Source organism: Flavisolibacter tropicus (assembly GCF_001644645.1).
In the GTDB taxonomy this organism is placed as follows: domain Bacteria; phylum Bacteroidota; class Bacteroidia; order Chitinophagales; family Chitinophagaceae; genus Flavisolibacter; species Flavisolibacter tropicus.
In genome coordinates this window covers 2,958,709-2,984,578 of the sequence record NZ_CP011390.1, presented here as the reverse complement: position 1 = coordinate 2,984,578, position 25,870 = coordinate 2,958,709, and the positions used below count along the sequence as shown (strand labels likewise).

General features: G+C 43.4%; 18 protein-coding genes. 8 read left to right on the top strand and 10 right to left on the bottom strand.

Going from position 1 to position 25,870, the window contains the following annotated elements; all coding sequences use genetic code 11:
* Positions 1-123: 123 nt before the first annotated feature.
* Both ypfJ and SY85_RS12595 read right to left on the bottom strand, forming a co-directional pair.
* Positions 124-993, bottom strand: coding sequence for a KPN_02809 family neutral zinc metallopeptidase (gene ypfJ / locus SY85_RS12600; protein ID WP_066405002.1), 870 nt, complete (start codon positions 991-993; stop codon positions 124-126).
* Positions 994-1,164: 171 nt separating this feature from the next.
* Positions 1,165-1,761, bottom strand: coding sequence for a DNA-3-methyladenine glycosylase family protein (locus tag SY85_RS12595; protein WP_066405000.1), 597 nt, complete (start codon positions 1,759-1,761; stop codon positions 1,165-1,167).
* A 114-nt stretch (positions 1,762-1,875) separates the two neighbouring features.
* Here SY85_RS12595 and mnmC2 point away from each other — a divergent pair, with 114 nt between their 5' ends.
* Positions 1,876-2,541, top strand: coding sequence for a tRNA (5-methylaminomethyl-2-thiouridine)(34)-methyltransferase MnmC2 (gene mnmC2 / locus SY85_RS12590; protein WP_066404995.1), 666 nt, complete (start codon positions 1,876-1,878; stop codon positions 2,539-2,541).
* Positions 2,542-2,635: 94 nt separating this feature from the next.
* On the opposite strand, the gene SY85_RS12585 is transcribed toward mnmC2, so the two are convergent.
* From SY85_RS12585 to rlmD, 6 genes are all read right to left on the bottom strand, one after another.
* Complete coding sequence (locus SY85_RS12585) at positions 2,636-5,515, bottom strand: T9SS type A sorting domain-containing protein (protein ID WP_148661172.1); 2,880 nt, start codon at positions 5,513-5,515, stop codon at positions 2,636-2,638.
* Positions 5,516-6,327: 812 nt separating this feature from the next.
* Positions 6,328-7,860 carry a cysteine--tRNA ligase gene (gene cysS / locus SY85_RS12570; protein ID WP_066404990.1) on the bottom strand — a complete coding sequence of 511 codons (1,533 nt, stop codon included), beginning with the start codon at positions 7,858-7,860 and terminating at the stop codon, positions 6,328-6,330.
* A gap of 456 nt (positions 7,861-8,316) precedes the next feature.
* Positions 8,317-9,435: an endonuclease/exonuclease/phosphatase family protein gene (locus tag SY85_RS12560; RefSeq protein WP_066404987.1), complete on the bottom strand. Its 1,119-nt coding sequence runs from the start codon at positions 9,433-9,435 to the stop codon at positions 8,317-8,319.
* Positions 9,436-9,447: 12 nt separating this feature from the next.
* On the bottom strand, positions 9,448-10,374 hold the full coding sequence (locus SY85_RS12555) for a rhomboid family intramembrane serine protease (RefSeq protein WP_066404985.1): 927 nt from the start codon (positions 10,372-10,374) through the stop codon (positions 9,448-9,450).
* Between the two features lie 33 nt (positions 10,375-10,407).
* Positions 10,408-11,085, bottom strand: coding sequence for a rhomboid family intramembrane serine protease (locus tag SY85_RS12550; protein WP_066404983.1), 678 nt, complete (start codon positions 11,083-11,085; stop codon positions 10,408-10,410).
* A 4-nt stretch (positions 11,086-11,089) separates the two neighbouring features.
* Positions 11,090-12,499 carry a 23S rRNA (uracil(1939)-C(5))-methyltransferase RlmD gene (gene rlmD, locus SY85_RS12545; protein ID WP_066404981.1) on the bottom strand — a complete coding sequence of 470 codons (1,410 nt, stop codon included), beginning with the start codon at positions 12,497-12,499 and terminating at the stop codon, positions 11,090-11,092.
* A gap of 816 nt (positions 12,500-13,315) precedes the next feature.
* Here rlmD and SY85_RS12540 point away from each other — a divergent pair.
* Both SY85_RS12540 and SY85_RS12535 read left to right on the top strand, forming a co-directional pair.
* A complete protein-coding gene (locus tag SY85_RS12540; protein WP_082886417.1) occupies positions 13,316-14,740 on the top strand; it encodes a TlpA family protein disulfide reductase in 1,425 nt (474 codons plus the stop codon).
* Positions 14,741-14,753: 13 nt separating this feature from the next.
* Entirely contained in the window at positions 14,754-16,679 is a 1,926-nt protein-coding gene (locus SY85_RS12535; protein ID WP_066404976.1) for a peptidylprolyl isomerase, read from the top strand.
* Between the two features lie 134 nt (positions 16,680-16,813).
* On the opposite strand, the gene metF is transcribed toward SY85_RS12535, so the two are convergent.
* Positions 16,814-17,773 (bottom strand): methylenetetrahydrofolate reductase [NAD(P)H], encoded by a 960-nt coding sequence (metF, locus tag SY85_RS12530; protein ID WP_226999077.1) that lies wholly within the window; start codon positions 17,771-17,773, stop codon positions 16,814-16,816.
* Positions 17,774-17,973: 200 nt separating this feature from the next.
* On the opposite strand from metF, the gene lptB reads away from it, so the two are divergent.
* The 5 genes from lptB to SY85_RS12505 all read left to right on the top strand — a co-directional run bounded on the left by lptB (position 17,974) and on the right by SY85_RS12505 (position 24,646).
* Positions 17,974-18,741, top strand: coding sequence for an LPS export ABC transporter ATP-binding protein (gene lptB / locus SY85_RS12525; protein ID WP_226999076.1), 768 nt, complete (start codon positions 17,974-17,976; stop codon positions 18,739-18,741).
* Between the two features lie 185 nt (positions 18,742-18,926).
* Positions 18,927-19,724 carry a carboxypeptidase-like regulatory domain-containing protein gene (locus tag SY85_RS12520; RefSeq protein ID WP_066404972.1) on the top strand — a complete coding sequence of 266 codons (798 nt, stop codon included), beginning with the start codon at positions 18,927-18,929 and terminating at the stop codon, positions 19,722-19,724.
* 367 nt (positions 19,725-20,091) lie between these two features.
* Positions 20,092-21,606 (top strand): GH3 auxin-responsive promoter family protein, encoded by a 1,515-nt coding sequence (locus tag SY85_RS12515; RefSeq protein WP_066404970.1) that lies wholly within the window; start codon positions 20,092-20,094, stop codon positions 21,604-21,606.
* A 316-nt stretch (positions 21,607-21,922) separates the two neighbouring features.
* Complete coding sequence (locus SY85_RS12510; RefSeq protein ID WP_066404968.1) at positions 21,923-24,211, top strand: S41 family peptidase; 2,289 nt, start codon at positions 21,923-21,925, stop codon at positions 24,209-24,211.
* A 57-nt stretch (positions 24,212-24,268) separates the two neighbouring features.
* A complete protein-coding gene (locus tag SY85_RS12505; RefSeq protein WP_066404966.1) occupies positions 24,269-24,646 on the top strand; it encodes a nuclear transport factor 2 family protein in 378 nt (125 codons plus the stop codon).
* Between the two features lie 211 nt (positions 24,647-24,857).
* Here SY85_RS12505 and SY85_RS12500 read toward each other — a convergent pair whose 3' ends face one another.
* The gene (locus SY85_RS12500; protein ID WP_066404964.1) at positions 24,858-25,868 is read right to left on the bottom strand and encodes a hypothetical protein; all 1,011 of its coding nucleotides are present in this window, start codon (positions 25,866-25,868) and stop codon (positions 24,858-24,860) included.
* Positions 25,869-25,870: the final 2 nt, after the last annotated feature.

Sequence of the window (25,870 nt, the reverse complement as noted above, 5' to 3'; positions counted from 1 at the left end):
TTGGTATTTGAAAAAAGCTGCTGCTCTTGGTAGCCTAAACTATATTTTAAGCAAAGCTATTATACATGTAAATGCCATATCAATTGATATGGCATTTACATGTATAATTTCATCGGGACTATATTACTCCAGGCGTGTTGCATTAAAAGTATCTCCCTGCTGGATATCGCCGGTATCAAATCCTTTTTTAAACCAGTACATTCGTTGTGCGGAGGTGCCATGCGTAAAGGACTCTGGTACCACATAACCCTGCGCTTCCTTCTGCAGGCGGTCATCACCAATAGCATTGGCAGCCGTCAAGGCCTCCTCGATATCGCCCCTTTCTAACACGGGCTTACCGTTGATGGTTTTTCCTTGCATGTAATGCGCCCACAAACCGGCATAGAAATCGGCCTGCAGTTCCATACGCACCGAATACTGGTTGTATTCATCCTGGCTAACCTGGTTGCGTATACGAGCCATCTTTTCCGAGGTGCCCATTAATGTTTGTATGTGATGACCTACCTCATGGGCTATTACATAGGCCATGGCAAAATCGCCGGGTGCACCGAAGCGGCTCTGTAGTTCATCATAAAATGAAAGGTCTATATAGAGTTTTTGGTCAGCTGGACAATAGAACGGCCCTGATGCAGCGCTGGCGTTTCCGCAGCCCGATTGTACAGCATCGCGAAATAGCACAAGTGTGGGCTCTGGATAATTTTCGCCCATTTTAGCCAATTGCTCATGCCACACATCTTCTGTGAAGGCCAGTACTGTTTTTACAAAACCAGCACGTTCTTCATCAGCAGCCTGTTCTTGTGGAGATAGCGGTTGGTTGGTTTGTGTTCCAGGCAGCTGGGGAATTTGTGTGCTGCCACCATCGCCTCCGCCTAATAAGAAGTTGAGCACTAAAGCAATGACGCCAAGAATACCGCCACCAACGGCCATTTGTCCGCCAGACATACCTCTACGGTCCTCAACGTTACCACTTTGTCTACCACCTCGCCAAAGCATAATCTTAGATTTTTAAGTTGTAGAGATAATCGTATAAAAAGTATGCCTGAAAGCTAAGCGCGTAAAAGAGGGAAAGAGAAAAGCGATTTTTAGTTAACTGTTGAATTGTTCATAAGTTGACAAGGAAGGCATTTCAACTTGTAACCGTATCAACCTGTCAACTCATCTACTCTATTGATCTTTCCACCGCCACAAATGCAAACACGCATACGTACGGTAGGGCGCCCATTTAGCAGCAATGGTTTGCATCTTCTGTTTAAATTCTTTCTTGTTGGTGTCGTCGAGTTTGTAGAGTTTTTTCATAGCCACCTGTATGCCATAATCATCTACGGCAAACACATCTTCGCGCCCTAGTGTAAACATGAGCAGCATCTCTACCGTCCATTGGCCCACGCCCTTGATCTGGGTAAGCAGTGCAATGATCTCCTCATTACTCATTTTTTTCAAACGCACATCGGTAAGCTTGTTTTCTGTGGCAAAACGGGCAACGTTCTGTACATAGGTGGTTTTGGCATTAGAAAGGCCAATGCCTTTTAATATATCATAGGGGGTATCAACAATTTGCTGCGGGGTAGGCTCTTTGCCTCCATACAATTCCAGGAATCGGCGAAAGAGTATTTCGGCCACTTTAGTAGATAGCTGTTGGCTCATAATAGAAGCACAAAGGCGTAGCGGAATATTCTTGCGTTGCCGCAGTTCTACAGGGTCTTGTTCTATCAAAACCTTGCGCAGGGTACGGTCTTTAGAAAGGTGGTCTATATAATCCATGGTACGATTTGAGATTGCAGATTTACGATTTTAGATTTTCTGTACCAACGATCACAAACTAAAGTTTATGCAATATGTTAGTAGAAATAAGAATTTTGTGTACTTATTTACAGTATGAAGCGCGAGGTGATCATAACAAGAGATGGAAGTAGTACGATTGCTATTCCGGAAATGAAGGTAATGTACCATTCTATTCATGGAGCTATTCAGGAGTCCAGGCATGTATATATACAGGCGGGACTGCAATATGCACTTGTTCACTTTTCGGATACGCCTTTACGTGTGTTTGAAATGGGCTTTGGTAGTGGCCTCAACACACTACTAACGGCTATTGTTGCTGAAAAGGAACAACGTAGTATTTATTATACGAGTGTAGAAGCGTTTCCGGTGACAGCAGCAGAAGTGAGTGTGTTAAATTATGGGGAAGCGTTGAAAGGGCAACCGCTGTTTGAACAATTGCACCAGGCAGCGTGGAGCCAGCCTGTTTCTATTCATCCCTACTTTACATTGCAGAAAGAACCTGTTGCGCTAGATAGGTTTTCAATTGATCAACCTGCACACGTTATCTATTACGATGCATTTGCGCCTGCTGCACAACCGGAGTTGTGGACGAAAGACGTGTTTGAAAAACTATATGGCATGTTAGTGCGCAATGGTATCCTGGTTACGTATTGCTCTAAAAGCGATGTGCGACGGGCTATGCAGGCAGCAGGCTTCACGGTGTCTAAATTGCCGGGCCCGCGTGGTAAGAGGGAGATGCTTAGAGCTATGAAAGCATAAGCAGTAAAATACTTTACACAAGACAAAAACTGATCAATGCAATTAATAATGAAAGGATGCCTGATAGAGGCATCCTTTCTTGCAAAATGAACCGTTAATTGCCTGCCGAAACGAGTTTGCCCGTTACCTGCTTACTGCCCATTTTGAAAATATAAATGAGCGTGGAATGCTGGTTGGCTGGAACATTTAACTCAAATGTTTGTATGCCGGACTTCATAAAACCACGATATACTGTTTTTACTTTCTGGCCAAGCGTATTGTATACCTCCAGGCTTCCATTACCTGCCTCGGTGGCATTCACTTCAAAGCGTATGCGATTGTTGAAGGGGTTGGGATAAGCTTTAACCTTCAAGCCTTGATCAAGTATTTCGGTTTGTTGCTGTGAAGCCGTTGTAGGACTTGATAATAATGATTCGCACTGGGAGGTAGTGTTGCAATTAGCTGGTGTGGACACACAACCAAAGGAGTTTCTAACTAAGAATCCAGTGACCGATCCAGAGCCAAGGCCGGTGAAACTATTGCCAGTTTGGTAATGCGCTCCATTGTCAATGCTGTACTCAAAGCCGCTGCCACCTGTTGCGGTAAATGTAACACCACCTGAATTAGCACACAAGGTTGGCTGCACTAAGCATACGGTAAAGGTTGGTACCGTGTTGTTAACCGTAACTGTAACAGTGGCTTGTCGGAAACAGCCAGTATTTGTATTGGTCTTCGTTACCGTGTAAGTGGTTGTCGCACTTGGGTTGGCATTAGGGTTACCAATCTTATCGTTACTTAATCCAGTAGCAGGCGACCAAGAGTAACTAAAGCCGTTGACCGGTGTTTCGCCAATAATGTTGCCACCGGTGTTAGTAGTACAGGTTTTGGTAAAGGCTCCGCCGATACCACTAACAGTTACCGGTCCATTGTCCACAGTTACGGTAACGTTGGCTTGGGCAGAACAGCCAGTTGCTGTATTGGTTTTCGTTACCGTGTAGGTGGTGGTAGCCGTAGGGTTAGCAGTGGGGTTCCCAATTTTATCATTACTCAAGCTTGCGGCAGGAGACCAAGAATAGGTAAAGCCACTAACCGGTGTTTCCCCTATAGTACCGCCATTTGTATTCTGCGTACAGGTTTTGGTAAAAGCGCCTCCAATACCATTAATATTCACTCCGCCATTGTCGACTGTTACCGTTACGCTGGCGGTGTTAGAGCAACCAGAAGATGTATAGGTCTTTGTTACGGTGTAAGTGGTTGTTGAACCAGGGTTGGCTGTTGGATTGCCAATAGAGGCGTTGCTCAAGCCTGTTATAGGCAGCCAGGAATAGGTATAACCAGTAACTGGTGTTTCTCCGATGGTGGCTCCGTTGGTGTTTTGTGTACAGGTTTTAGTGAAGTTGTTTCCCGCAGCTACACTAATTGGCGTGTTGTCTACCGTTACTGTAACACTAGCCTGTTTGGAACAGCCACTAGTATTATCTGTTTTAGTAACCGTATAAGTTGTTGTTGCGCTAGGGTTGGCGGTTGGGTTACCAATTTTATCATCACTCAAGCCGGTGGCGGGCGACCATGAGTAACTAAAGCCATCTACAGGAGTCTCTCCAATGGTTGCGCCATTTACATTCGATGTGCAACTCTTGGTAAAGGCTGCGCCTGCACTAACTGTTACAGGTGCATTGTTTACTATTACAGTTGCGGAAGCATCAGCAAAGCAACCTGAAGACGTCTTGGTCTTCCGAACAGTATAGGTAATGGTTGCAGGGGGATTCATCATTGGGTTAGAGCTTGCTGATGAATAGCCGGCAGGTGTAGAGCTCCAGGAGTATGTGTATCCAGCTTGAGCCGTTTCGCCTATATTTTTACCATTGGGGTTAGTAATACAAGTTTTGGTGAAGTCACTAACACCGCTCATAGCTACAGGTGCATTATCTACCGTTACTATAACGTTGGCTTGTGCAGAGCAACCAGTTGAAGTATTGGTTTTTGTTACCGTATAGGTAGTTGTGGCGGTTGGGTTAGCAGTGGGGTTGCCAATAGAGGTGCTACTCAAGCCTGTGGCAGGAGACCAGGAATAGCTAAAGCCACTTGCAGACGTTTCCCCTATAATGCCGCCATTTGTATTTTGAATACAGTTTTTGGTTAAGGCGTTACCAATACCATTTACACTTACAGTAGGGGGGGCGTCAATAGTGCGTTGAAATGATATGTTACAACCTTTACTATCTGTTATAAGAATGTCGTAGGTATTTGGCGCTAATGTGTATGTCGTAGAGTCACCAACTGCATTAACTATACGTTCATCATTACCAATTTTTACCTTGTAAGGAGCTGTGCCGCCATTAGGCTTTATTTTTATTGTTCCAGTTGCGTTGCCATTTAATTGACAAATTGCTTTGGTTGCTTCAAAATCAGCCGTTACACCCAACCCTATTTTGATTTTAGGTACTGTTCCACATTTGGGATTGATGGTTGCTGAACCTTTACTTAAAACATCGCATGTCTCTTTGCTGTTTGAAGTAGTCCATGCCAGAAAGAGGTCTGTAATTTCTAAGGTCTCTCCACAATTGACGTTTATGGTTGTCATGCCTGAAGTAGCAGGTAGAAAGTTGTTTTTGTTAGGCTCCACTCCAGACGCGCAAGCAAAAATGGGTGTGCCATTTCCTATTTCCTTGCCGGATGCATCATACCGCCTCAATGTGCCCCACAAAGCAAAAGAGGTTCTGAATGATCCTGTTTTATTATTTATACCTAATATCAGCTGTCTTGTGCCATTGCATGTACAAGGGTCCAAGCCTGGAGGTACTGGAAGTGTAGCGCTTATTAATTCCAAGTCTTTAGATGTACAGGACGAGGCTGGAGGAAACGTTTGAGCAATACTGCCAATGCTTAATAGCAGTATGGAAAAACTGAGTAAGAGAGATCGAATGAAGATTTGTTTTGATTGTAGATTTTGATGCCAGTTAAGGTGCCAGTTTATGGTCAAAGTATTTGTCATACTTGATGGTTTAAAAGTTTAACATGCTGCGGATAGATCGTGTCAGTATGCCTGCTCAGGGAGGCGAGTTGTTACCGGGTAGGCAATAATATTTGCTTACGAAATAGTGCATAAGTTGCTTTATGGTAAGACAAGAGCATAGCGCTGCCTTATCTTCTTTTTGGTTAAGAAAATGCCTTGTACTGTTGATGATGTTGAGCCAGGTGTGTGGTGTTTGAGGTAGGCCAGATGTAGGGTAATAGGATGCTGGCTTGGTTTAGAACATTGCAGGTGCTGTAAGCTATTAGTGGTATTACTACGCACTTAAAAAGCTGTCGGCACTTAGGCAAGGAATAAACCTAAATGGTGTAAATAGGCAAAGTTGTTAATCAAAGTATACAGATCGTTTTCGGGAGTACTGTTAATAAGTGTTCCGAGGGGAGATTACAAAAAGGAGCTTCAAATTATTGTTATTATAAAAATAACGGCTGGGTTTTAATATTCAAATCTTTTCACAAATAATATTCTGAAACCAAGAATGTAGGTAGCTGTTACGACTAAACGAAGTATTTGAATAATGAAAGACCTCACGCCAGCTCTTAAAGGGGAGAAGGCCATCGCACAAAAGGTTACACTCTCTAACAAAAGAAAAGCACTCCACTTAACGGAGTGCTTTTCTTTTATTTCTTCCTTCTTTATTGAACATTGAAAGTTGAGCATTGAACATTTCCTCTCTTCGTTATTCATCATTCCTTGTTCATTATTCCCTTCATCTCTTTCCCTCTCGTAGCTCACAGCTTCCCTCTCTCACGTTTCACGATTAAGGTCCTGTGTTAGGCAATATTCCAGCTCATCTCACCATTCTTTTCATCTTTCAGCTGTACGCCATGTTCGGCCAGTTGATTGCGGATCTTGTCAGAAAGCGCCCAATTCTTATTGGCGCGGGCTTCCTTGCGCAATTCAATCAATACCTGCATCACACCTTTCAGTTTGTCGGTCTGTCCGGCTTCTTCTGCTTTTAAACCGAAAATATCCTCTATATACAACTTCAGTTGTTGCTGCATTAGTTGTAGGGTTGAAGCAGACAAAGAATCTGCTGGTATGTTTTTGTCTTTTAATGAGTTGATCACTGGCACCAGTTCAAAGATGTTTGCCAGCACGCGCGCGGTGCTAATATCATCATTCATGAATTCTTCAAACTCAGCTATCAACCTTCTTACTTTATCATCGAGCTCCTTATTAGATGACAGTTGGTGGTTGGCAGTTGACAGGTCCGAACTATCTGTCAACTGTCCTCTGTCAACTGTCAACTCCTTCAGCCACTGATATGCCTCCATTAAACGTTTCAGCCCTTTTTCAGCAGCCTGCAAGGCTTCATTGCTAAAGTCCAATGTGCTGCGGTAATGGGTTTGCAGGATAAAGAAGCGCACCGTCATGGGAGTATAGGCCTGTTGTAAAATGGGATGATTGCCACTAAACAACTCCGTTAGTTTGATCACATTGTTATAGCTCTTACCCATCTTACGGCCATTGATGGTGATCATGTTATTGTGCATCCAATAGCGAACAGGGGGTACTCCATTGCAAATAGTGCTTTGCGCAATCTCGCTTTCGTGGTGAGGGAACAGAAGATCCATGCCGCCACCGTGTATGTCAAACTGCTTTCCCAGGTACTTGGTAGCCATAGCCGAGCACTCTATGTGCCAGCCGGGAAATCCTTCACCCCAAGGGCTGGTCCAGCGCATGATGTGCTCCGGTGGGGCTGCTTTCCATAAAGCAAAGTCTGCTCTGTCGCGCTTTTCTTCCTGGCCTTCCAATTCACGTGTGGTTTCCAGTAGATCTTCAAGAACCCGTCCGCTAAGCTTACCATAATCATGGCCTTTTGCATACTTGGTAACGTCGAAGTATACACTACCATTCATTTCATAGGCAAAGCCTTTTTGAATCAGATCTTGGATCATATTGATCTGCTCAATAACGTGGCCGGTAGCCGTAGGTTCGATAGACGGTTCAAGGCAATTGAATTGCGCCATGGCCCAATGGTAAAGGTTGGTGTATTTCTGTACCAACTCCATAGGTTCCAGCTTTTCAATCACTGCTTTTTTGGAGATCTTATCTTCAGCTTCGCGCCCTTCTTCTTCAAAGTGGCCGGCATCTGTAATGTTGCGCACATAGCGCACTTTATAACCCAGGTGCATCAGGTAGCGATACACTACGTCAAACGTGATATACGGGCGCGCATGACCTAAATGGCTCTCGCCGCTTACGGTAGGGCCGCACACATACATGCCTACATGTCCTTCTACTAGGGGCTTAAATTCTTCCTTGTCTCTGATATAGGAGTTGTAAACTCTTAAACGACTCATGATGCAATAATAGATTAATGACTGTAATAATTAAAGGAGTATTATAAGCATAGCGCTTAGCGTCAGCAGCAACAACAATATAGAAGCTTCAATACAGTCATAGATGTCAAAGATACATTCTTTAGGTCAAAGGCTCACTGCACGCCCCCGGCCCCTAAAGGGGAGGCCTGCGCGGCAAGGGCCAGGGAGAATAATGAACAAGGAACAAGGAAGGATGAAGGAAGAAGTGGAGGAAAGGCACAAGGGGCAAGAAACAAGGAACAAGAAAGGAAATGTTCAATGCTCAATTTTCAATGATCAATGTTCAAGTAGGAAACAGAATGGATAAGGAAAACGTATTCCACTTAACGGAGTGCTTTTTGTTCAAAGTGATTGAAAAAGTAAAGTATCGTTGCAAAGCTGGCCTCTGGGCAATGGTTCTCCTCCCCTTCGGGGAGGCCGGGAGGGGCTAGGCCTTTACTTTTTCAACTCCAAATCCGCCACTAAAAGATAGTGATCTGAATAGTCGCGTACTACGCGGTTAAACTGCTTTACCGTAAAATCGTGTGTGGGGAGAATATAATCGATGCGTAGTGTTGGTGATAGGCCTGAATAGGTGCGCCCAATACCAAAACCTTTTTCCAAAAACGCATCTTGTAGTTCGCCGCGAATAGTAAAATAAGTATAGGAGTTGGGTACATCGTTAAAATCGCCGGTGATTACATAGGGATGTGGCGATTGCCGGGTAGCCTCCTTAACAATCTTAGCCTGGCGAGAGCGGTAAATGATCCCTCTTTTTAACTTGGAAAAAATGCTTTTGGAGTTTTCCAGTATGCTGTCTTCCCGGTTTTTGATTTCTTCAATACTTTCAAAATCCTGCTTTTTGAACTGTACAGATTGCAGGTGGGTTGTGTAAAAACGAATGGTATCACCTTTGTATAACACATCTGCATAAAGCAGGCTTTCGGGCTGGCTGGGTCGTGGATAGTTGATCTTGCCACTGTCCACTATGGGGTAACGTGAGAAAATGATCTGGCCAAACCACTGCTTATCGCCATCTCCATCCCAACAGAAATAGTAATAACGATAGCCAAGTTTTTCCTGGATGTATTTGATGTTATTATAACGGCTTGAATCCGTGGACTGGTAAAATTCCTGCATGCACAGCACATCGGCCTTCTGTGCCTTTATCAGGTCCAGCATCTTTAATCGTGTCTGACTGCCTTTATTATTATTGCGCATCAGTTCGATAAAGCGGGCTACATTCCAACTGGCCACACGAATGCTGCCTTTTTCTTTGCGGAGGTCGTAGGCACCAGAGATATCAAATCCAAAAAAAGAAGCCAGGCTTTTCCAGCCAATGGCCAATGCTATCAATGAAATGAATATAAAGCGGGGGCTAACAAAAAGCCAGAAAAGCAGGAAGCCAAATAATAAAATCAGGATAAAGGCAAACCCCAAGCCTAAAATAGAAAAGAACCACCATTGGGTGGGATTCAGGTAAGGTGCCAGGCAGGTAAGTAAAAAAATGACAGCTGTTAAGCCGTTCAGGAAGATAAATGAACGTTTCAGAATCAGTCGGTACGTACCAGCCATTATTGCAATTTACTAATCTTCTTTACTTGCCTGTTTTAGTATTTCTCTTTCTTCATCGGTTAATGCGCCATAGCCCTTCTGGCTGATCTTATCCAGGATGGCATCTACGCGTTGTTGTGTGATTGTCGTGCTGGTTCTATTATAAGGAGGCACTGATGTTTTGTAAAAATGTTGGCTTTTGATGGTCTTGCCTTTTTTAGGTACCTCTGGATTAAACAGGTTGTTGACCCAATCAAAAAAGTTATTGATCCAGCCACCCCAGTCGCTACCGCGCTTCAGCATCACCACATACAGGAAGCCCATGCCTGCACCTGCTAAGTGTGCTATATGGCCACCAGAATTGCCTTCTGGTATGGTAGCCAGGTCTATAATTACAAAAATACCCGTGATCACCCACAAAGGAATACCACCGTTTAGCAGAGGAAAAATGCGATAGCCTGGAGCTAATGCTGTAGCGGCAATGGCAATGGCCATTACACCGGCAGAAGCACCTAATGCTTTAGCGTGCAGTAAACCACCCCGTAAGCCGGGAATCAGGTTCATGAAAAGTATAAAGGCAATAGCGCCAGCCATAGCACCATACAGGAACACAGGAACAATTTTATTGCTGCCGGCAATATCCTGTAAGATGCGCCCGAAGGCCCATAGCCACAGCATGTTGGCAATGATGTGCCAAACATCCACATGCAGGATGAAGTGCGTCAATAAGGTCCACGGGCGGCTAAGAAACGTAGGCAGGTGAGCCGGTAGCGCCACCCAATTAATGACCTGGTCATTAAACAATACATTACCCTCTTGACCGCCATAAGAGAAAAAGTAAACGACCTTGATCAAGGCCATTATCACAAAGGCCACCAGGTTAACAGAGATAAGTGTGATTAGCGCTCCATCCTGCCCAATGCCTAATTTATTTTGATGTCGTTGTTCGTAGTAGCTCATGATGTTCTATATAAAATTACAAGTATATAGACGCTAATAAAAGCGTCTTTTGTCCATTTTGTTCCAAATCAACACGATTATGAAACCGGTTATAGCGCCACCCAGGTGCGCAAAATGCGCAACGTTATCTCCGCTAACATTGGCTATGCCGCCAAAAAGGTCAATGGCAGTCAAACCCAATACGGCCCATTTTGCTTTGATGGGAAACGGAATAAACATGATAAACATTTCTGTGTTGGGAAACAGGTAGGCAAAAGCGGCAAAAATACCCATAATAGCACCAGAGGCGCCTAAAGCGGGTGCTAGTGAATTGGCATATGTCTGTGCCTTTGCCATATCGCCTACTGCGATGGCTGCATCCATATTTTGCCAGGCAATATATTGTACAGCCAAGTGGCAGGCTGCTGCCCCTACACCGCAGACAAGGTAAAAAAATAAAAAACGCTGCGGTCCCCATACATTCTCTAATACTCTCCCAAACATCCAGAGCGCAAACATGTTGAAAATGATATGAAAATACATGTTTGGCGCATGGGCAAACATGTGGGTAGCTATCTGGTAGGGTGCGAATTGAGGAGACTGAATTGGGTACAGCATGATCTTATCAGTAATGCCTAGCGTTAGCTGCGCTACAAATACTAAAACATTTATGATGATCAGGTTTTTTACAATAGGAGGAAACGAATCCGGTCTTGTTTTAAAATCGCTCATCTATCTAGCTTTTTAATTTCAACTGTACGATGTTTTCAATATGGTGCGTATGCGGAAACATATCTACGGGCTGTACCTTGGTTACTTTATACTTCGCATCCAGTAACTGCAAGTCTCTTGCCTGTGTTGCCGGGTTACAGCTTACATACACTACGGTAGGAGCTTCCATCTCTAGAATTTTCTCTACCAGCTTAGGGTGCATGCCGGCCCGCGGCGGATCGGTGATGATCACATCGGGTTTGCCATGATGGGCAAAGAAATCGTCATTACACACCTCTATTACATCGCCACTAACAAAGAAAGAGTGATCAATATTGTTCAGTGCAGCATTTTCTTTTGCATCCTGGATAGCTGCATCAATCATTTCTACACCAACGATCTGCTTAGCGCCCTTGCTGCAGAAAATACCAATACTGCCGGTGCCACAATAGAGGTCGTAAACAACCTGGCTGCCATCAAGCTCTGCAAACTCACGGGTTATCTGGTAAAGACGTTCACCTTGTTTGGTATTGGTCTGGAAGAAAGATTTAGGGCCGATCTTGAACTGGAAGTCTTCCAATTTTTCAATAGCATATCCTTTACCACTGTACACCTGCGGCTCCAGGTCAAACATGGAGTCGTTCTTTTTTAAGTTAATGGTATATAATAAGGTAGTGATCTGTGGGAATGTTTGCTGCACATAGTCCAGCAGCGGTTTGCGCCTCTGTTCATTGTCTTCGCCAAACACAATATTCACCATTAGTTCTCCAGTAGTACAAAGGCGTACCTGCATGGTGCGTAATTGGCCCTGGTGCTCACGGATATCATAAAAGGAAAGTTTATGATCGTAAGCATATTGGCGAATACTGTTGCGGATCTGGTTGGTCAGGTCTTCCTGCAGCCAGCATTTTTGAATATCTACTACTTTGTCAAAGAAGCCTTTGGCATGAAAGCCAACAACGGGGCGCAGGCTTTGTGCTTTGTCTTCTTTATTAAAACTGCCTGCCGGCAAGTATTCTTTTGTGCTAAACGTGTATTCCAGCTTATTGCGGTAAAACTTATCGTCCTGGGCGCCAATAATAGGTTGAAACTCAGGCAGCTCCACCTTGCCAATACGGGTTAGGTTGTCAAACACTTGCTGCTGCTTGTATTGCAACTGCTTTTCGTAGGGCAGCATCTGCCACTGGCAACCGCCACATACGCCAAAATGCTGGCAAAATGGGGTAGCTCTTTCTTTAGAATAACTGTGAAACTGGATAGGGTAGCCCTCTGCCCAGTCTTTTTTGCTCTTGGTCAAACGAATGTCTACTACATCTCCGGGCACTACATTTTCAATGAAAATAACTTTTCCGTCCTGCCGGGCCAGTGATTTACCTTCTGCTGCGTAATCGGCTACCGTTACGTTCTCTAAAACAATATTCTTCTTTTTTCTCACGCTGTAAAAGTAGGCGATAGTTGGTAGTTTCCCGTTGAAGCCTTGCAGTTTAAGAGGTTTATAACGAGTGATAGGAAAGCAAGCACATGCCCCCGGCCCCTAAAGGGGAGGGCTTAGCTCGTGAATGGTCAATGGTGAGTAGCCTGCACTCAAAGGCAGAAGACCAAAAACGCTGATAAATAAAAAGCCCCCCTACAGGCAGCATACTTTTATAGGTAGCCCCAAATCCGTTACATGATAAACGCCCCTAATATTTTCCCCTTCTACCGTTCTTCCTTCATGGCTACTTCATAGCAAAGCCTCAGTAATGCCATAGTAACCTAATGGTAACGCCCTAGTATCTTCATATAAGCCTGTACCTGTCCTGTGGGTTCACCCGTACCTCACCCGTATCTCACCCCATCCCCGGCCGATCCCTCACCCGTATCCCGCCACCCCAAAGCCGGTAGAAATCCAATCAGATATAATAAGGAAATGTGTAATAAAAAGAGCCGAATAGGCTCTAAAAGAGAAGAGCCTAAAGATACGAAAACCCTCCCCGCAGAGCAAGTTCTCTTCTTCCTTGTCCCTTGAACATTGATTATTGGGTATTGAACATTTTCTTTCCTTCTGTGGACTGTCATCTGTCAACCGTGGACTTCTTCTCATAGCTCATAGCTCGCAGCTTTTCCTTCCTTGTTCATTGCTCATTATTCCTTTCCTCTTTTCCTCTTTCCCTCTCTTTTCTCCTCTTATCTCCCTTTTGCATCTCTTTAACCTGACAAAATCAATTGGTTCTGTATTGTTTCTCTATTTTTATGGCACATTGCTACCGAAATGCGAATAGTAAACACACTCCTTGCCCTTGCTGTGGGCCTGACGGCCAGTGCTCAGAACGCTTACGAGATTAAGGTAACGCTGAAGCCCTTTAAGAATCAATACATTTATTTAGGTCATTACTTTGGTAAAACGCTACCCATTATCGACTCCGTAAAGCTGAATGAGAAAAGCGAAGGTGTCTTTAAAGGTTCTAAAAAGCTGGGTGGAGGTATTTACCTGATTGGCTACCCCGACCGCTCACAGAACTTTGAGATATTGGTAGACAAGAATCAGAGGTTTAGCGTGATAGCCGATACCGCTACCATTGCTAAAACCATTACATTCCAAAACTCGCCCGATAATGCCCAGTTCAGGGCGTATCAGCAGTATATGGCTTCCAATGGCAAAACGCTGGATGCTTTATACAAACAGCGCACGGCACAGCCGCAAGACTCAGTAGCACTTACTCAAAAGATTATAGCGGTTAATAAACAGATTCACGATTACCGTGTGAATATCATGACCAAAAATCCTAACAGTTTACTGACTGTTTTGCTAAAGGCCATGAGAGATCCAGAGGTACCCAAGAATGCCCCGGAAGCCAAGACTGATTCACTATTTGGCTACCACTATTTCAAGGCACATTACTGGGATGGTGTAAACTTTTGGGATGATCGCCTGGCACGTACGCCATTTTTTGAAGCCCGGTTAGATCGCTATTTTGAGCAATTGGTATATCCGGATGCTGACTCTGTGATCAAGGAACTGGATTGGATGCTGGGTTATGCCAGCATTAGTGAAGACATGCAACGCTTTCTGCTGGTGAAATATGTCAACCGCTATCTGAACCAGAAGTATATGTGGGAAGACAAGGTATTTGTACACCTGTATGAAAAATACTTTTCCCAGAAAACCTATCCCTGGCTGAATGAGCAAGGAAAGAAAGTGATCACCGACCGTGCGTATAGCCTGATGGCAAATATTATGGGCACTCCAGCTGCTGATGTGGAACTTCCTGATACCAGTGGAAAAAAGATAAACCTGTATAGCGTAAATTCTCCTTATACATTATTAGTAATTTGGGATCCTACCTGTGGGCATTGTAAGGAATTAGTGCCAAAGCTGGATAGCCTGCTTCACAGTAAATGGAAGGCACAGGGTGTACAAATGTTTGGATTAGCTAAGGAAACAGAAGGCTCTAAGAAAGACTGGATGAATATGATCCATGATCACAAACTTAATGATTGGGTGCATGTATACTATTCCAAGGCCGATGAAAAAGCACGTATTGATGCTGGTGTTCCTGGGTATTCCCAATTGTTTGATGTTCAGAGTTTTCCTACCTTGTATTTGTTAGACAAAGACAAACGAATAATCGCTAAAAAAGTAACCGAAGAACAGGTTGATGAAATATTAGCGGTCCGTCAAAAAAACAAGTCCTAAACCGATTACTGCTATGAACAAATACATTCTAGCTGCCCTGGCCTTTGCATTAAGCGGTACAGTGGCTTCTGCCCAGACCTTATTTACCTATGGTGGTGAATCGGTTAGTGCACAAGAGTTTTTAAAAGCGTATCGTAAAAACAATACAGACGCTCAGTCGCCAGAAGCGATGAAAGGCTACCTGGATCTTTACATTGCCTCACGTTTGAAAGTAAAAGAAGCGAAAGCGCGCGGTTACGATACATTGCCACAGCTGGTAGCTGAATTAGAGAACCTGCGTGCGCAAATCTTACCTGGCTTTTTGTCGGATGAAGAAAGCGTGAAGGCCTTGGTAAAAGAAGCTTTTCAGCGTTCACAAAAAGATATTCATGTAGCCCATATATTCATTGCTACCGGTAATAATGATACAGCGGCTGCTTATCAAAAAGCCCAGCAAGCCTATCAGCTATTAAAAGCAGGTAAAACCTTTTCTACTGTAGCACAGACTTTTTCCGAAGATCCATCTGCCAAAACCAATGGTGGTGATATGGGTTATATTACGGTGTTCACCTTGCCTTACGAGTTTGAAAATGTAGTTTATCAAACACCCACTGGACAAGTAGCACCTATTTATAGATCGAAAGTCGGTTATCATATATTTAAGAACCTGGGCGATCGGAAAGCATTGGGGCGTTTACGTGCGGCTCAGATATTACTGGCCTACCCTCCCGACGCGGATGCTGCCACCAAAGCGGCTACTAAAAAACTGGCAGACTCCTTATACAACCGTTTGCTAAAGGGTGATGATATTGGCAAACTGGCCACTCGCTTCAGCGCAGACCAGGTATCAAGTGCTGCCAATGGTCAAATTCCTGAGTTTGGTGTGGGAGAATACGACCCTGAGTTTGAAAAAGTGGCGTATAGCCTTACCAAAGATGGCGCTATCAGCAAGCCTTTTCAAACCACACATGGCTGGCATATTGTAAAACGATTGATCCTGCAGCCGGTACCAACCGACTTTAATAGTTCTAAAGTTCAGGACGAGCTACCAGAAAAAGTAAAGGCCAGCGATCGGATGCAAACCACTACCAATGCGGCCATTCGCAGGGCTATGGCACAATATAAACAGGCTGCTTTTGCTACTAATGCTTTGTGGGCCTATTCAGATAGTCTCCTTAATAATATGCCAACGGCAAAGGCAAGTGGTTTGAAACCACAATCCGCATTGTTCCAATTAGGAGCTGATGCTACCACTGTAGATAATTGGATCCAGTACGCACAGGCCAATCGCTTTAAGCACGATGGTTCAGGCACAAAAGCCTATAACCAGCTGTGGGATGAGTTTGTTGCTGCTACTGCCATGGATTATTACAAGAAGCATTTGGAGGAGTTTAATCCTGCGTTTAAAGCTCAGGTTGAAGAGTTTAAGGACGGAAACCTGTTTTTTGAGATCATGCAGCGCGAGATCTGGAACCCAGCGCAGAGCGATACAGTGGCTTTAGAGAAATATTATAACCAACATAAAGATCGCTATATCTGGAAGGAAAGTGCAGAAGCGGTTGTGTTTTATGCTACTGATATTCCAGTGGCCCAGCACTTTTATAAAGAGCTGAGCAAAGCGCCTCAAAAATGGCGTACCATCATAGCTAATTTTGGAGAACAGGTGGTAGCCGATTCCAATCGTTTTGAGATCGATCAGATTCCAGGCGCCGCCAAAAGCAGCCAGTCAGGAACGGTGACATCTTTAGTACCTAACAAAGATGATAATACAGCGGCTTGTGCCTACATCGTAAAACGCTATACCAAGCCAGAACCGCGTGATTTTGCTGCAGCGCGTGGTTTAGTGATCAACGACTACCAGGCCGATCTGGAAAAACAATGGCTGGAGCAACTAAAGAAAAAGTACCCGGTAGTAGTGGATGATAAAGTGTTAGCTACTATTCTAAGTTCGGGTAAATAACCAAAGAAAAAGGAGAGCAACGGCTCTCCTTTTTCTTTGGTTATTTATAGTTCACAAGTTCCAGAGTTCACAAGTTCACTTGTTTCTATCCATGAACTGTAAACTTGTAAACAAGTGAACTCGTAAACTACTCACTAAACGATCTCTTTAACCACATTCGCTACCATTGTCGGCTTGCCTAAGGTATAATAGTGCAGGATAGGCACACCGGCAGCTTTTAATTCTTTAGACTGTTGCAAAAGCCATTCAGTACCTACAGTTTCTACATCTGCATCGGTTTTGCACTTCAGGATCTCACTGGACAGCTGTTCTGGTATATCTACATGGAACGTGCGTGGAATGATGGTCAGTTGCTTTTTTGAGCTGATGGGTTTAAGACCTGGAATGATAGGCACATTAATGCCTACATTGCGGCAAGCATCAACAAATGCAAAATATTTCTCATTGTCAAAGAACATCTGTGTGGTGATGTATTCAGCGCCCGCATCTACTTTCGCCTTCAGGTAGGCCAGGTCCGTTTTAAAGTTGGGCGATTCAAAATGCTTTTCAGGATAACCGGCTACACCAATGCAGAAGTCTGTCTTAACGGTATTTTTCAGGTCTTCTTCCAGATAGATACCATTATTCATATTGGTTACCTGCTGCAGCAGTTCAATTGCATATTTATGACCACCTGGCTCTGGCTCAAAGAAGGTTTCATTCTTAGGGGCATCGCCACGAAGTACCAATACATTATTAACTCCCAGGAAGGCCAGGTCAATAAGGGCATCTTCCGTTTCCTGCTTGGTAAAGCCTCCGCAAATCAGGTGAGCTACGGCATCTACCTTATAGCGGTTCATTATAGCAGCACAAATGCCTACGGTACCTGGGCGCTTGCGCACCTCCACTTTTTCAAACGTGCCATCTACTTTGCGTTTGAACATGCTTTCGCTGCGGTGGTAGGTTACATTAATAAAAGAAGGCTTAAACTCCATTAAAGGGTCCAGGTGTTCCCAAAGCGCGTTAATGCTGCGGCCTTTTAAGGGCGGTAGGATTTCAAAGGATACCAAGGTGGATTTCCCGTTGTTCAAGTAGTCAGTGACTTTCATCTGCATGTTGTTGCTTTAGAGTATTCCGATAATAATCGGAATCGATAGCTGCATCATTGGGGCACGTGGGCTCTGCTGATACAGCAGTTGTAATAATGGTTTAATTCGGATTGCAAACATAGTACAGCGTTAACTAAATACAAAAGACAGTTAAGGAATAGGGTATAAAAGGCTTTCGTACTATTTTTACCGAAAGGTTTGTAGAAGTGGAAGAATTACGCATACATACAAGTGAGCTGGTAAAGCAGTATCGCAACCGCCGGGTGGTGAATCATGTGTCTATAGAAGTAAAACAAGGAGAAATTGTGGGTTTGCTGGGACCAAACGGGGCCGGTAAGACCACCACTTTCTATATGACCACAGGCTTAATTAAGCCAGATGAAGGTGAAGTATTTTTAAACGATCTTAATATTACCAAGCTGCCCATGTATAAGAGGGCGCAGCTGGGAATTGGCTACCTGCCACAGGAAGCTTCTATTTTCAGAAAGCTAAGTGTAGAGGATAATATTTCCGCAGTACTGCAGATGACCAAGATGACCAAGCAGGAGCAGAGAGAGAAGTTGGAAGCGCTGCTGGAAGAGTTCCGTCTGCAACACGTGCGTAAAAGCAATGGTGATGTACTAAGTGGTGGTGAGCGGCGCCGTACAGAGATTGCGCGTGCCCTGGCCGTAGATCCTAAGTTTATTTTATTGGACGAACCTTTTGCCGGTATTGACCCTATTGCCGTAGAAGATATTCAAATGGTGGTAGCCCGATTGAAGTTTAAGAATATCGGCATTCTTATTACCGACCACAACGTAACAGAAACGCTTTCCATTTGCGACCGCGCCTACTTGCTGATTGAGGGCAAGATCTTTAAACATGGTACGGCAGAAGAACTGGCGGAAGATGAACAAGTGAAAAAGCTTTACTTAGGCCGCAACTTTATTTTGCGTCGGAAAGATTATTTACTTCAGGAAAGCCAGCAAGGGTAGTCGTTACATTTAGTTCCTGTTAATCAAAAATTGAAGGATACGTTGGCTAATGTATCTAATATCACATTGCACAATTCTTTCAATTGAGCGCATTAAAAATGCAAGTCATACCTGTTGAAGTATAGGTACATAGATGCGCTGTTTAGTTTAGGGTTATAAATCATTTAACCTTAAAGCTAACAACTATGAAATTTTGTACTTCTGTTTTTATGCTCTTGGTTTTTTTAGGAACCACGGCAGCCAATTGTAGCAAGTCTGATAAAAAAAGCGATGACACAAATAACGGCGATAATACTACAGTAGAAGCCGGCTTGCTGAAAGGCCGTGTTATAGATACCAAAGGACAACCGGTTGCCGGCGTTAAAGTATATGCCGGACATACAGCGTATTATAATACCAATGTAATAGCCGTTACAGATGCAAATGGTTATTATAAAATGAATGTGGCCAATCCAGGTGGTACCTGGTTAGTGCATGCCGAACTGCAACGCCAATATAACGGTCAAACCTATTCGTTTTATGTATACGCAGATAATGCAGACCCGGTTACTTCTAGCGCTGGTGGAGTACGGAATCTTACCTGGAAGCTTTCTGGTGCCGTTCCTGGCTCCAATAATAGTAAGATTGGTGCCAAGGTAGCTTATTACGATAATTCGCCTACGTATATCAAAGGAGAAGAAATTGAATTGACGTTGGTGCCAGAGGGACCATTAGTAGATGGTACTACCGGGCAAAACGTAGTTGGACGCGCTACAGCCAGCTTTAGCATGCAAGGTACGGCCGTAGGTAGCGGACTGGATGATGTGCCTTTTGGTCGTTACCGTATTTCAGCCCGCTATATCCCTGAGAATGGAGGTACACCTCAGAAAATGGCTATCCGTCTGCGGGATACAGGTGCGTATGGCGAAACGGCTGTTATTAGTTTTGATGAATATAATATTGGTAAACATATTGTAGAGGTGGAAACGAAGTATGTTCCATAACTAATCTATGAATCAACTATAAAAAGGGCATCTTTAAGGATGTCCTTTTTTATTGTGAAAGGCTAAGTGTGATTGATTGCTATCAATATGTTGCCGAATAAAACCTGTTAGCGTGAGGTTGAGGAATAATAAGCGGACTCCATTTTCTGTAGTTGGAAAATTACAACTGTTAGGAAGGCCACCCGATTTCGTTTAAAAGGGGCAATTATTTGTCAAAAGAAATTCCTGCAGGCAGCCTGTCTATCTACCTTTCATTTGAGAATATAGGCTATCTTGCTGCACGACAGTTGACGCCCTTATTGGCACGTTTTTTAAGTGCTGAGGAAGCGGCTGATCACCAAGGCCAGTTGAAAAGGAATATGCACAGATGAAATTATTGAGCCCAGCTATATCGGGATTAGCCCGTTTACGTCTTCCGGCAGTAGAACAATGGATGCATAATGCTAATGTAGCGCAGTTTGCTGTGTGGCAAGATTTGCTGGCTGCAGGTCAGTATACCGAGTTTGGCCGCCTCTATCAATTTGATACAATTCAAACGCTGGATCAGTACAAAAAACAAGTGCCCATTCAGGAATACGATAACCTGAAGCCCTTTATTGAGCGTATGATGAAGGGCGATGAAAACCTCTTATGGAATACACCCGTTACCTGGTTTGCTAAAAGCAGCGGTACTACCAGTGAAAAAAGTAAGTTCATTCCTATCAGTGAAGAAAGCCTTCACGATAACCATTATAAAGCATCAAAGGATGTGTTAAGTCTCTATTATGCAACTCATCCGGAGAGTGTATTATTAACAGGCAAAGGATTAGTGATTGGTGGTAGCCACCAGATCAGTCAGTTGCACGAAGATGTGCAATATGGCGATCTGAGCGCGGTACTCTTACAGAACTCACCTTTCTGGGGTCATTGGTTGCGTACACCCGATCTTTCCATAGCCCTTATGGATGAGTGGGAAGAAAAGATTGAAAGGCTGGCGCAATCTACCATCCATGAAAATGTGACGTCTATGGCCGGTGTGCCTACCTGGCTCATAGTACTGTTGAAACGCATACTGGAGATTACCGGCAAAAGCACCATTATTGAAGTATGGCCTAACTTGGAGTTATACATGCATGGTGGCGTATCTTTTGTACCCTACCGGGCGCATTTTGAAAAATTGATTGGTGCGCCTATCAACTACCTGGAGATGTATAATGCATCGGAAGGTTTTTTTGCCGCACAAGACGATATTACAGTAGAAGGCATGTTGCTCATGTTGGAGCATGGCATCTTTTACGAGTTCATGCCATTAGAAGAGTGGGGGAAAGAGCAACCGCGTACCCTGCAGCTTAATGAGGTGGAACTGGGAAAGAACTATGCACCCGTTATCACTACCAATGGTGGCCTTTGGCGTTATCTTTTGGGTGATACGATTCAGTTTACCTCTATCAGTCCTTACCGCATAAAAGTGTCGGGCCGATTGAAGCACTATATGAATGCCTTTGGTGAGGAAGTAATTGTAGACAATACCGACAAAGCTATTGCCGCCGCCTGTGCAAAAACGGGGGCTGCAGTAAAGGACTATACGGCTGCGCCTGTTTATTTTTCTGAAGCAGAAAACGGTGCACATGAATGGTTGATAGCTTTTGATAAAGAACCCGAAAACTTACCTGCCTTTGTAGAAGCGCTGGACACAGCCTTAAAACAGATCAATAGCGATTACGAGGCCAAGCGCCATAAAGACATCGCGTTACGCTTACCAGTGGTTCAAGCCATACCCCCTCAAACTTTTGAGAGTTGGTTACGTTATCGGGGTAAGTTAGGTGGACAACACAAAGTACCACGCCTAAGTAATGAACGCGATACCTTGGAACAGATAAAGGCATTTGTAAACGAACAATAAATTGCTTAGAGTCTGGGATTCTATATCTAGCTTATTACAGTCTACCCGGGCTTATGGTTATTTGAAGTAGGCCACATTATCATAAAGTTTCTTTACTTGTCAGTCGGCCTTAGGTAGCGATATTGGGCATTTAGGACTAGCTTGTTTATGTATCTGGTCATTGATTCCAAGCCAGGGTGCATTATTTGCAAAGCTTTCTAAATAATACTCCTACCGTTATTTATAATGAAAGCAGTCAGTCTTCTAACGTTTACGTTCATCCTCTTTTTTTGTAGATTTAAGTTTCATTACTAACCCATTTGTTTAAGCCATTAACATGAAACTGCTTAACATTAAGTCAACTTTTTGTTTTCTTGCCCTCACAACTTCCTTTACTGTCTTTTGCCAGACACCTCAGCAGGTTGAGAATGCAACAGCCTTTGCAAAGCTGTATGGTTACGTAAAATATTTTCATCCAAGTGATGAAGCATCTGCTATTGATTGGAATCGGTTTGCTATTTATGGAAACCGCATAGTCAGTGAAAGCAAAAACAAAGCAGAGCTACAAGCCAACCTGCTGGCGCTATTCAAACCTATTGCGCCAACCATACAAGTGCTTCTGGAGGATGAAAAAGCTGTTTTGAATAAAGAAGAATTGAAAGCTCCTGTTAGGGATTATAAAACAATTGCCTGGCAGCATTCAGGTGTAGGATTGGGTGGCAGAGGCAGCATCTATAAGAGCCTTCGTACAAACCGCCCAGAAGTAGTCACGGTTTCCACTGCGAATTTTGCGCCGGTAAATTCCTGGCTGGATGCAACACCGCTACAGGGCAAGGACTTTGTCTTTAAAGGAAAGGTGCGCATGGCAAGTGGAGAGGGGCAGGGGCAATTGTGGGCTAGGGTAGATAAGGCTGATAAGACCATGGGCTTCTTTGATAACATGGGCGGCCGGCCAATAAAGAAAAAAGAGTGGGATACTTATGAGATAAAGGGGAAAATTGATAATAATGCAGCAAAGCTATTTTTTGGTATAATGCTCATAGGCAAGGGTGAGGTGGAATTTGACGATCTGAGCCTGCAGGTAAAGGAGGGCGAGGAATGGAAAGAATTGTACAAGGAAGCATTTACAAATAGCGATCAAAATACAGCACCCAAAGGATTGCAGTTAAGTCCAACGGTACAGGAAAGCTATTCAATTGTAGTTAGGCAAGGTGCTGGTGGCGAAAGCTATGCTGCTATTATGAGTAGGGAAGTATCACCGACTGTTCGTTCTCATAAAAAGTTATTTGATGCTTACCCTCAAGTTGGGGAGTATTTAGAAAAAGGAATTGGTAGCGGTTTAAAAATGGTGTTGCCACTTGCCTTATATGGTTCTGAAACACAAACCTTTCCAGTTGGTGATACCAGCCTGTTGCTAAAGCTAAAACAAAACCTTGCTTCTATTCCAGCTACAGAAATTAGTGGTGATCAGTTGTATACAAGATTAGGAGATCTCGACATCGCCTGGAATATATTCCAACATTTCTACCCCTATTTTGATGTTGTGAAAGTAGATTGGGGGTTGGCCTTGAAAGAAGCCATCGCGCAGGCTTATACTGATAAAACCGCGGCCAATTTTCAAAAAACTCTACAGCGTCTGACTGCAAAACTAAAGGACGGCCATGTGCGGGTAAATATGATGAGTGATAAGGACGTCTCTTACCCTTTGATTGGCTGGGAATGGGTAGAAGGTGAATTAGTGATTACGCATGTAGGAGATAGCAGTATTGCTCTCAAGCGTGGCGATATTGTAAAGAAGATAGATGGTCGATTGGCTAAAGAATATTTTGCAGACATCTATCCCACTATTTCCGCAGGCACAAAAGGTTGGCTGGATTATAGAGCAGAAACCGAATCACTGCGAGGCGAGCAAGGATCAGTAATGAAGCTGTTTGTTCAAAGGATGAATAATCAATCAGAAGATGTTACGCTAACAAGAACAGTAAACCTTTCGCAATATTATGCTTCACTGCCAAAGAATGATTCCATCAAGATGCTTTCAAATGATGTAGCCTATGTTAATATGGATAGGGCTACAATGGATGCCATCAACAAAGCATTGCCGGAGTTGAAAAAAAGCCGCGTAATCATTTGTGATCTCAGGGGATATCCAAACAATAACCATGAATTTCTTGAATACCTGTTAAAGGGAAAAGATACATCTACCCGTTGGATGCAGGTGCCTCAAACAATTTATCCCGATAGGGAGAATCTGGCAGGATGGGAATATCATGGTTGGGGAATGAAACCTTCGAAAACACATCTTGATGCAAATATCATTTTTCTGACCGATGGTCGTGCCATCAGCTATGCAGAAAGCTATATGAGCTTTGTTGAGAATTATAAATTGGCAACAATCATTGGCCAACCTACCGCAGGTACCAATGGAAATATTAATCCTTTTACGCTGCCGGGCGGGTATTCAATCAGTTGGACAGGTATGCGTGTAGTAAAGCATGACGGATCTGCGCACCATGGCGTGGGCATACAGCCCCATATTTTGGTTAACAAGACCATTCAAGGAGTGCGTGAAGGAAGAGATGAGTATTTGGAAAAAGCAATGGAAACAGCAAAGAAGCCTTTTTAGAATATGGGTTTATTAGTAATAGAGAAATGAAATAAAAATTGACCAAGCATTAAAACAATGGAATTGAAAACATATAAAGAAATAGCTCTAGACTTTTTGCAATTGGCTGCCAAAGGTGATTCTCGTGAAGCCTTCAATAAGTATGTGGCTAGCAACTTCAAGCATCACAATGTGTATTTTAAAGGCGATGCAGAAACGATAATGACCGCTATGGAAGAAAACGCTAAGCAAGTACCTGATAAGATCTTTGAAGTAAAGCGCACATTACAGGATGGAGATTTGGTAGCTGTTCATTCGCATGTGCGGCCAACACCTGAAAGCTTAGGCTATGCCGTTATGCATATTTTCCGTTTTGAAAATGGCAAGATTGCCGAGATGTGGGATTTTGGCCAGGAAGTGCCTGCCGATATGATCAATGAGAACGGTATGTTTTAATACCAGTAGTATATTTAGTGCAATAATGACAATGGTTTCTTATGCCAATTTAAGTTACATCGAGTGTTTATCAGATGATAGTTGGTAGTTGAAAGTCGGCAATAAAGGGCAGTCCACTGCCAACTATCAACTGCCCTCCGTCAACTAAATTCGCCCTTCTTTATTTAAAATAGTGTTATGCCTTGTTTAGAAAGCCATTTTTATTTCCGCATTATTGTAACATGGTAATGAACGCAGGCTTTGATGTAATGGTTTGATTTTTCTTTTTTAATTCAGCTAATGCAGGTTGTAGTTTATTGCTTAGGTCCATGGATACTCGTTGAGAAATCGTATCTGTTGGATGGGTTGCATCATAAAATTGATCGGCCAGTTGGTAACTGCATTTGTAATCAAAGAAGGGAATATTGTTTTCCCTGGTAAAGGCACTGATAAAGCTATCAAACTCTTCCGACTGGTAATTGTTGCAGTGCAACATAGGCGCTCTGAATAAACTTAATTGAATGTTGTGCTTTTTACACAAAGCCGCCAGCTTATTGAAATACTCCAGGTCATCAGGTTCAATCACATATTTTTCTTTCTTGTTGTTATCCTTGATATAGCTTTTTTGAAACAGCGGACTGTATCCTTTTGTTGAAGCAAAAACATTTAATTCTTTCTCATACTCTGCTTTTGAGCGCTCTAATAAATGGCGAGTCATAAAGGGCAGGTTGCGCAGTGTTTTCCGGATATCGCTGTAAATGACTGTGCTGGTTTGTGGAAGATGTTTGAGTACAGAAGAAAAGACTTTACCTCTATACTTTTGATAAGCTTCATACACTTCAGGATCGTCCATTTCATCTATGAAGAAATCATCCCGAAACTTACGAGAGAATCCTTTGCTGCCATTGAAATTAAGCTCGTCTGTACTGAGTACGATCTGGCCAACTTTAAAGCCGTACTTTTCAATCATCAGTTTTAATAACAGGTAATTAGAGGGTAGGCCATGGCCTGCCATAGCAAAGTTGTAAACAGTAAATTCTTCATTAAAGAGATGTGGGTCAATAACAAACTCGGCGCGTGAAGAACCAATAATAAGCAAGTCAATGTCCTTGGGTGCTTTTTCAGCAAGGAACATTTTCTTTGGTCCAGGAATAAATGAATGATCAATGGCCGTTAGCAACCCAAGTGAGGTGCCGCCTGCCACAAGGCTCCATAAAAGTAGTTTTGCAATGTACCTTTTCATGG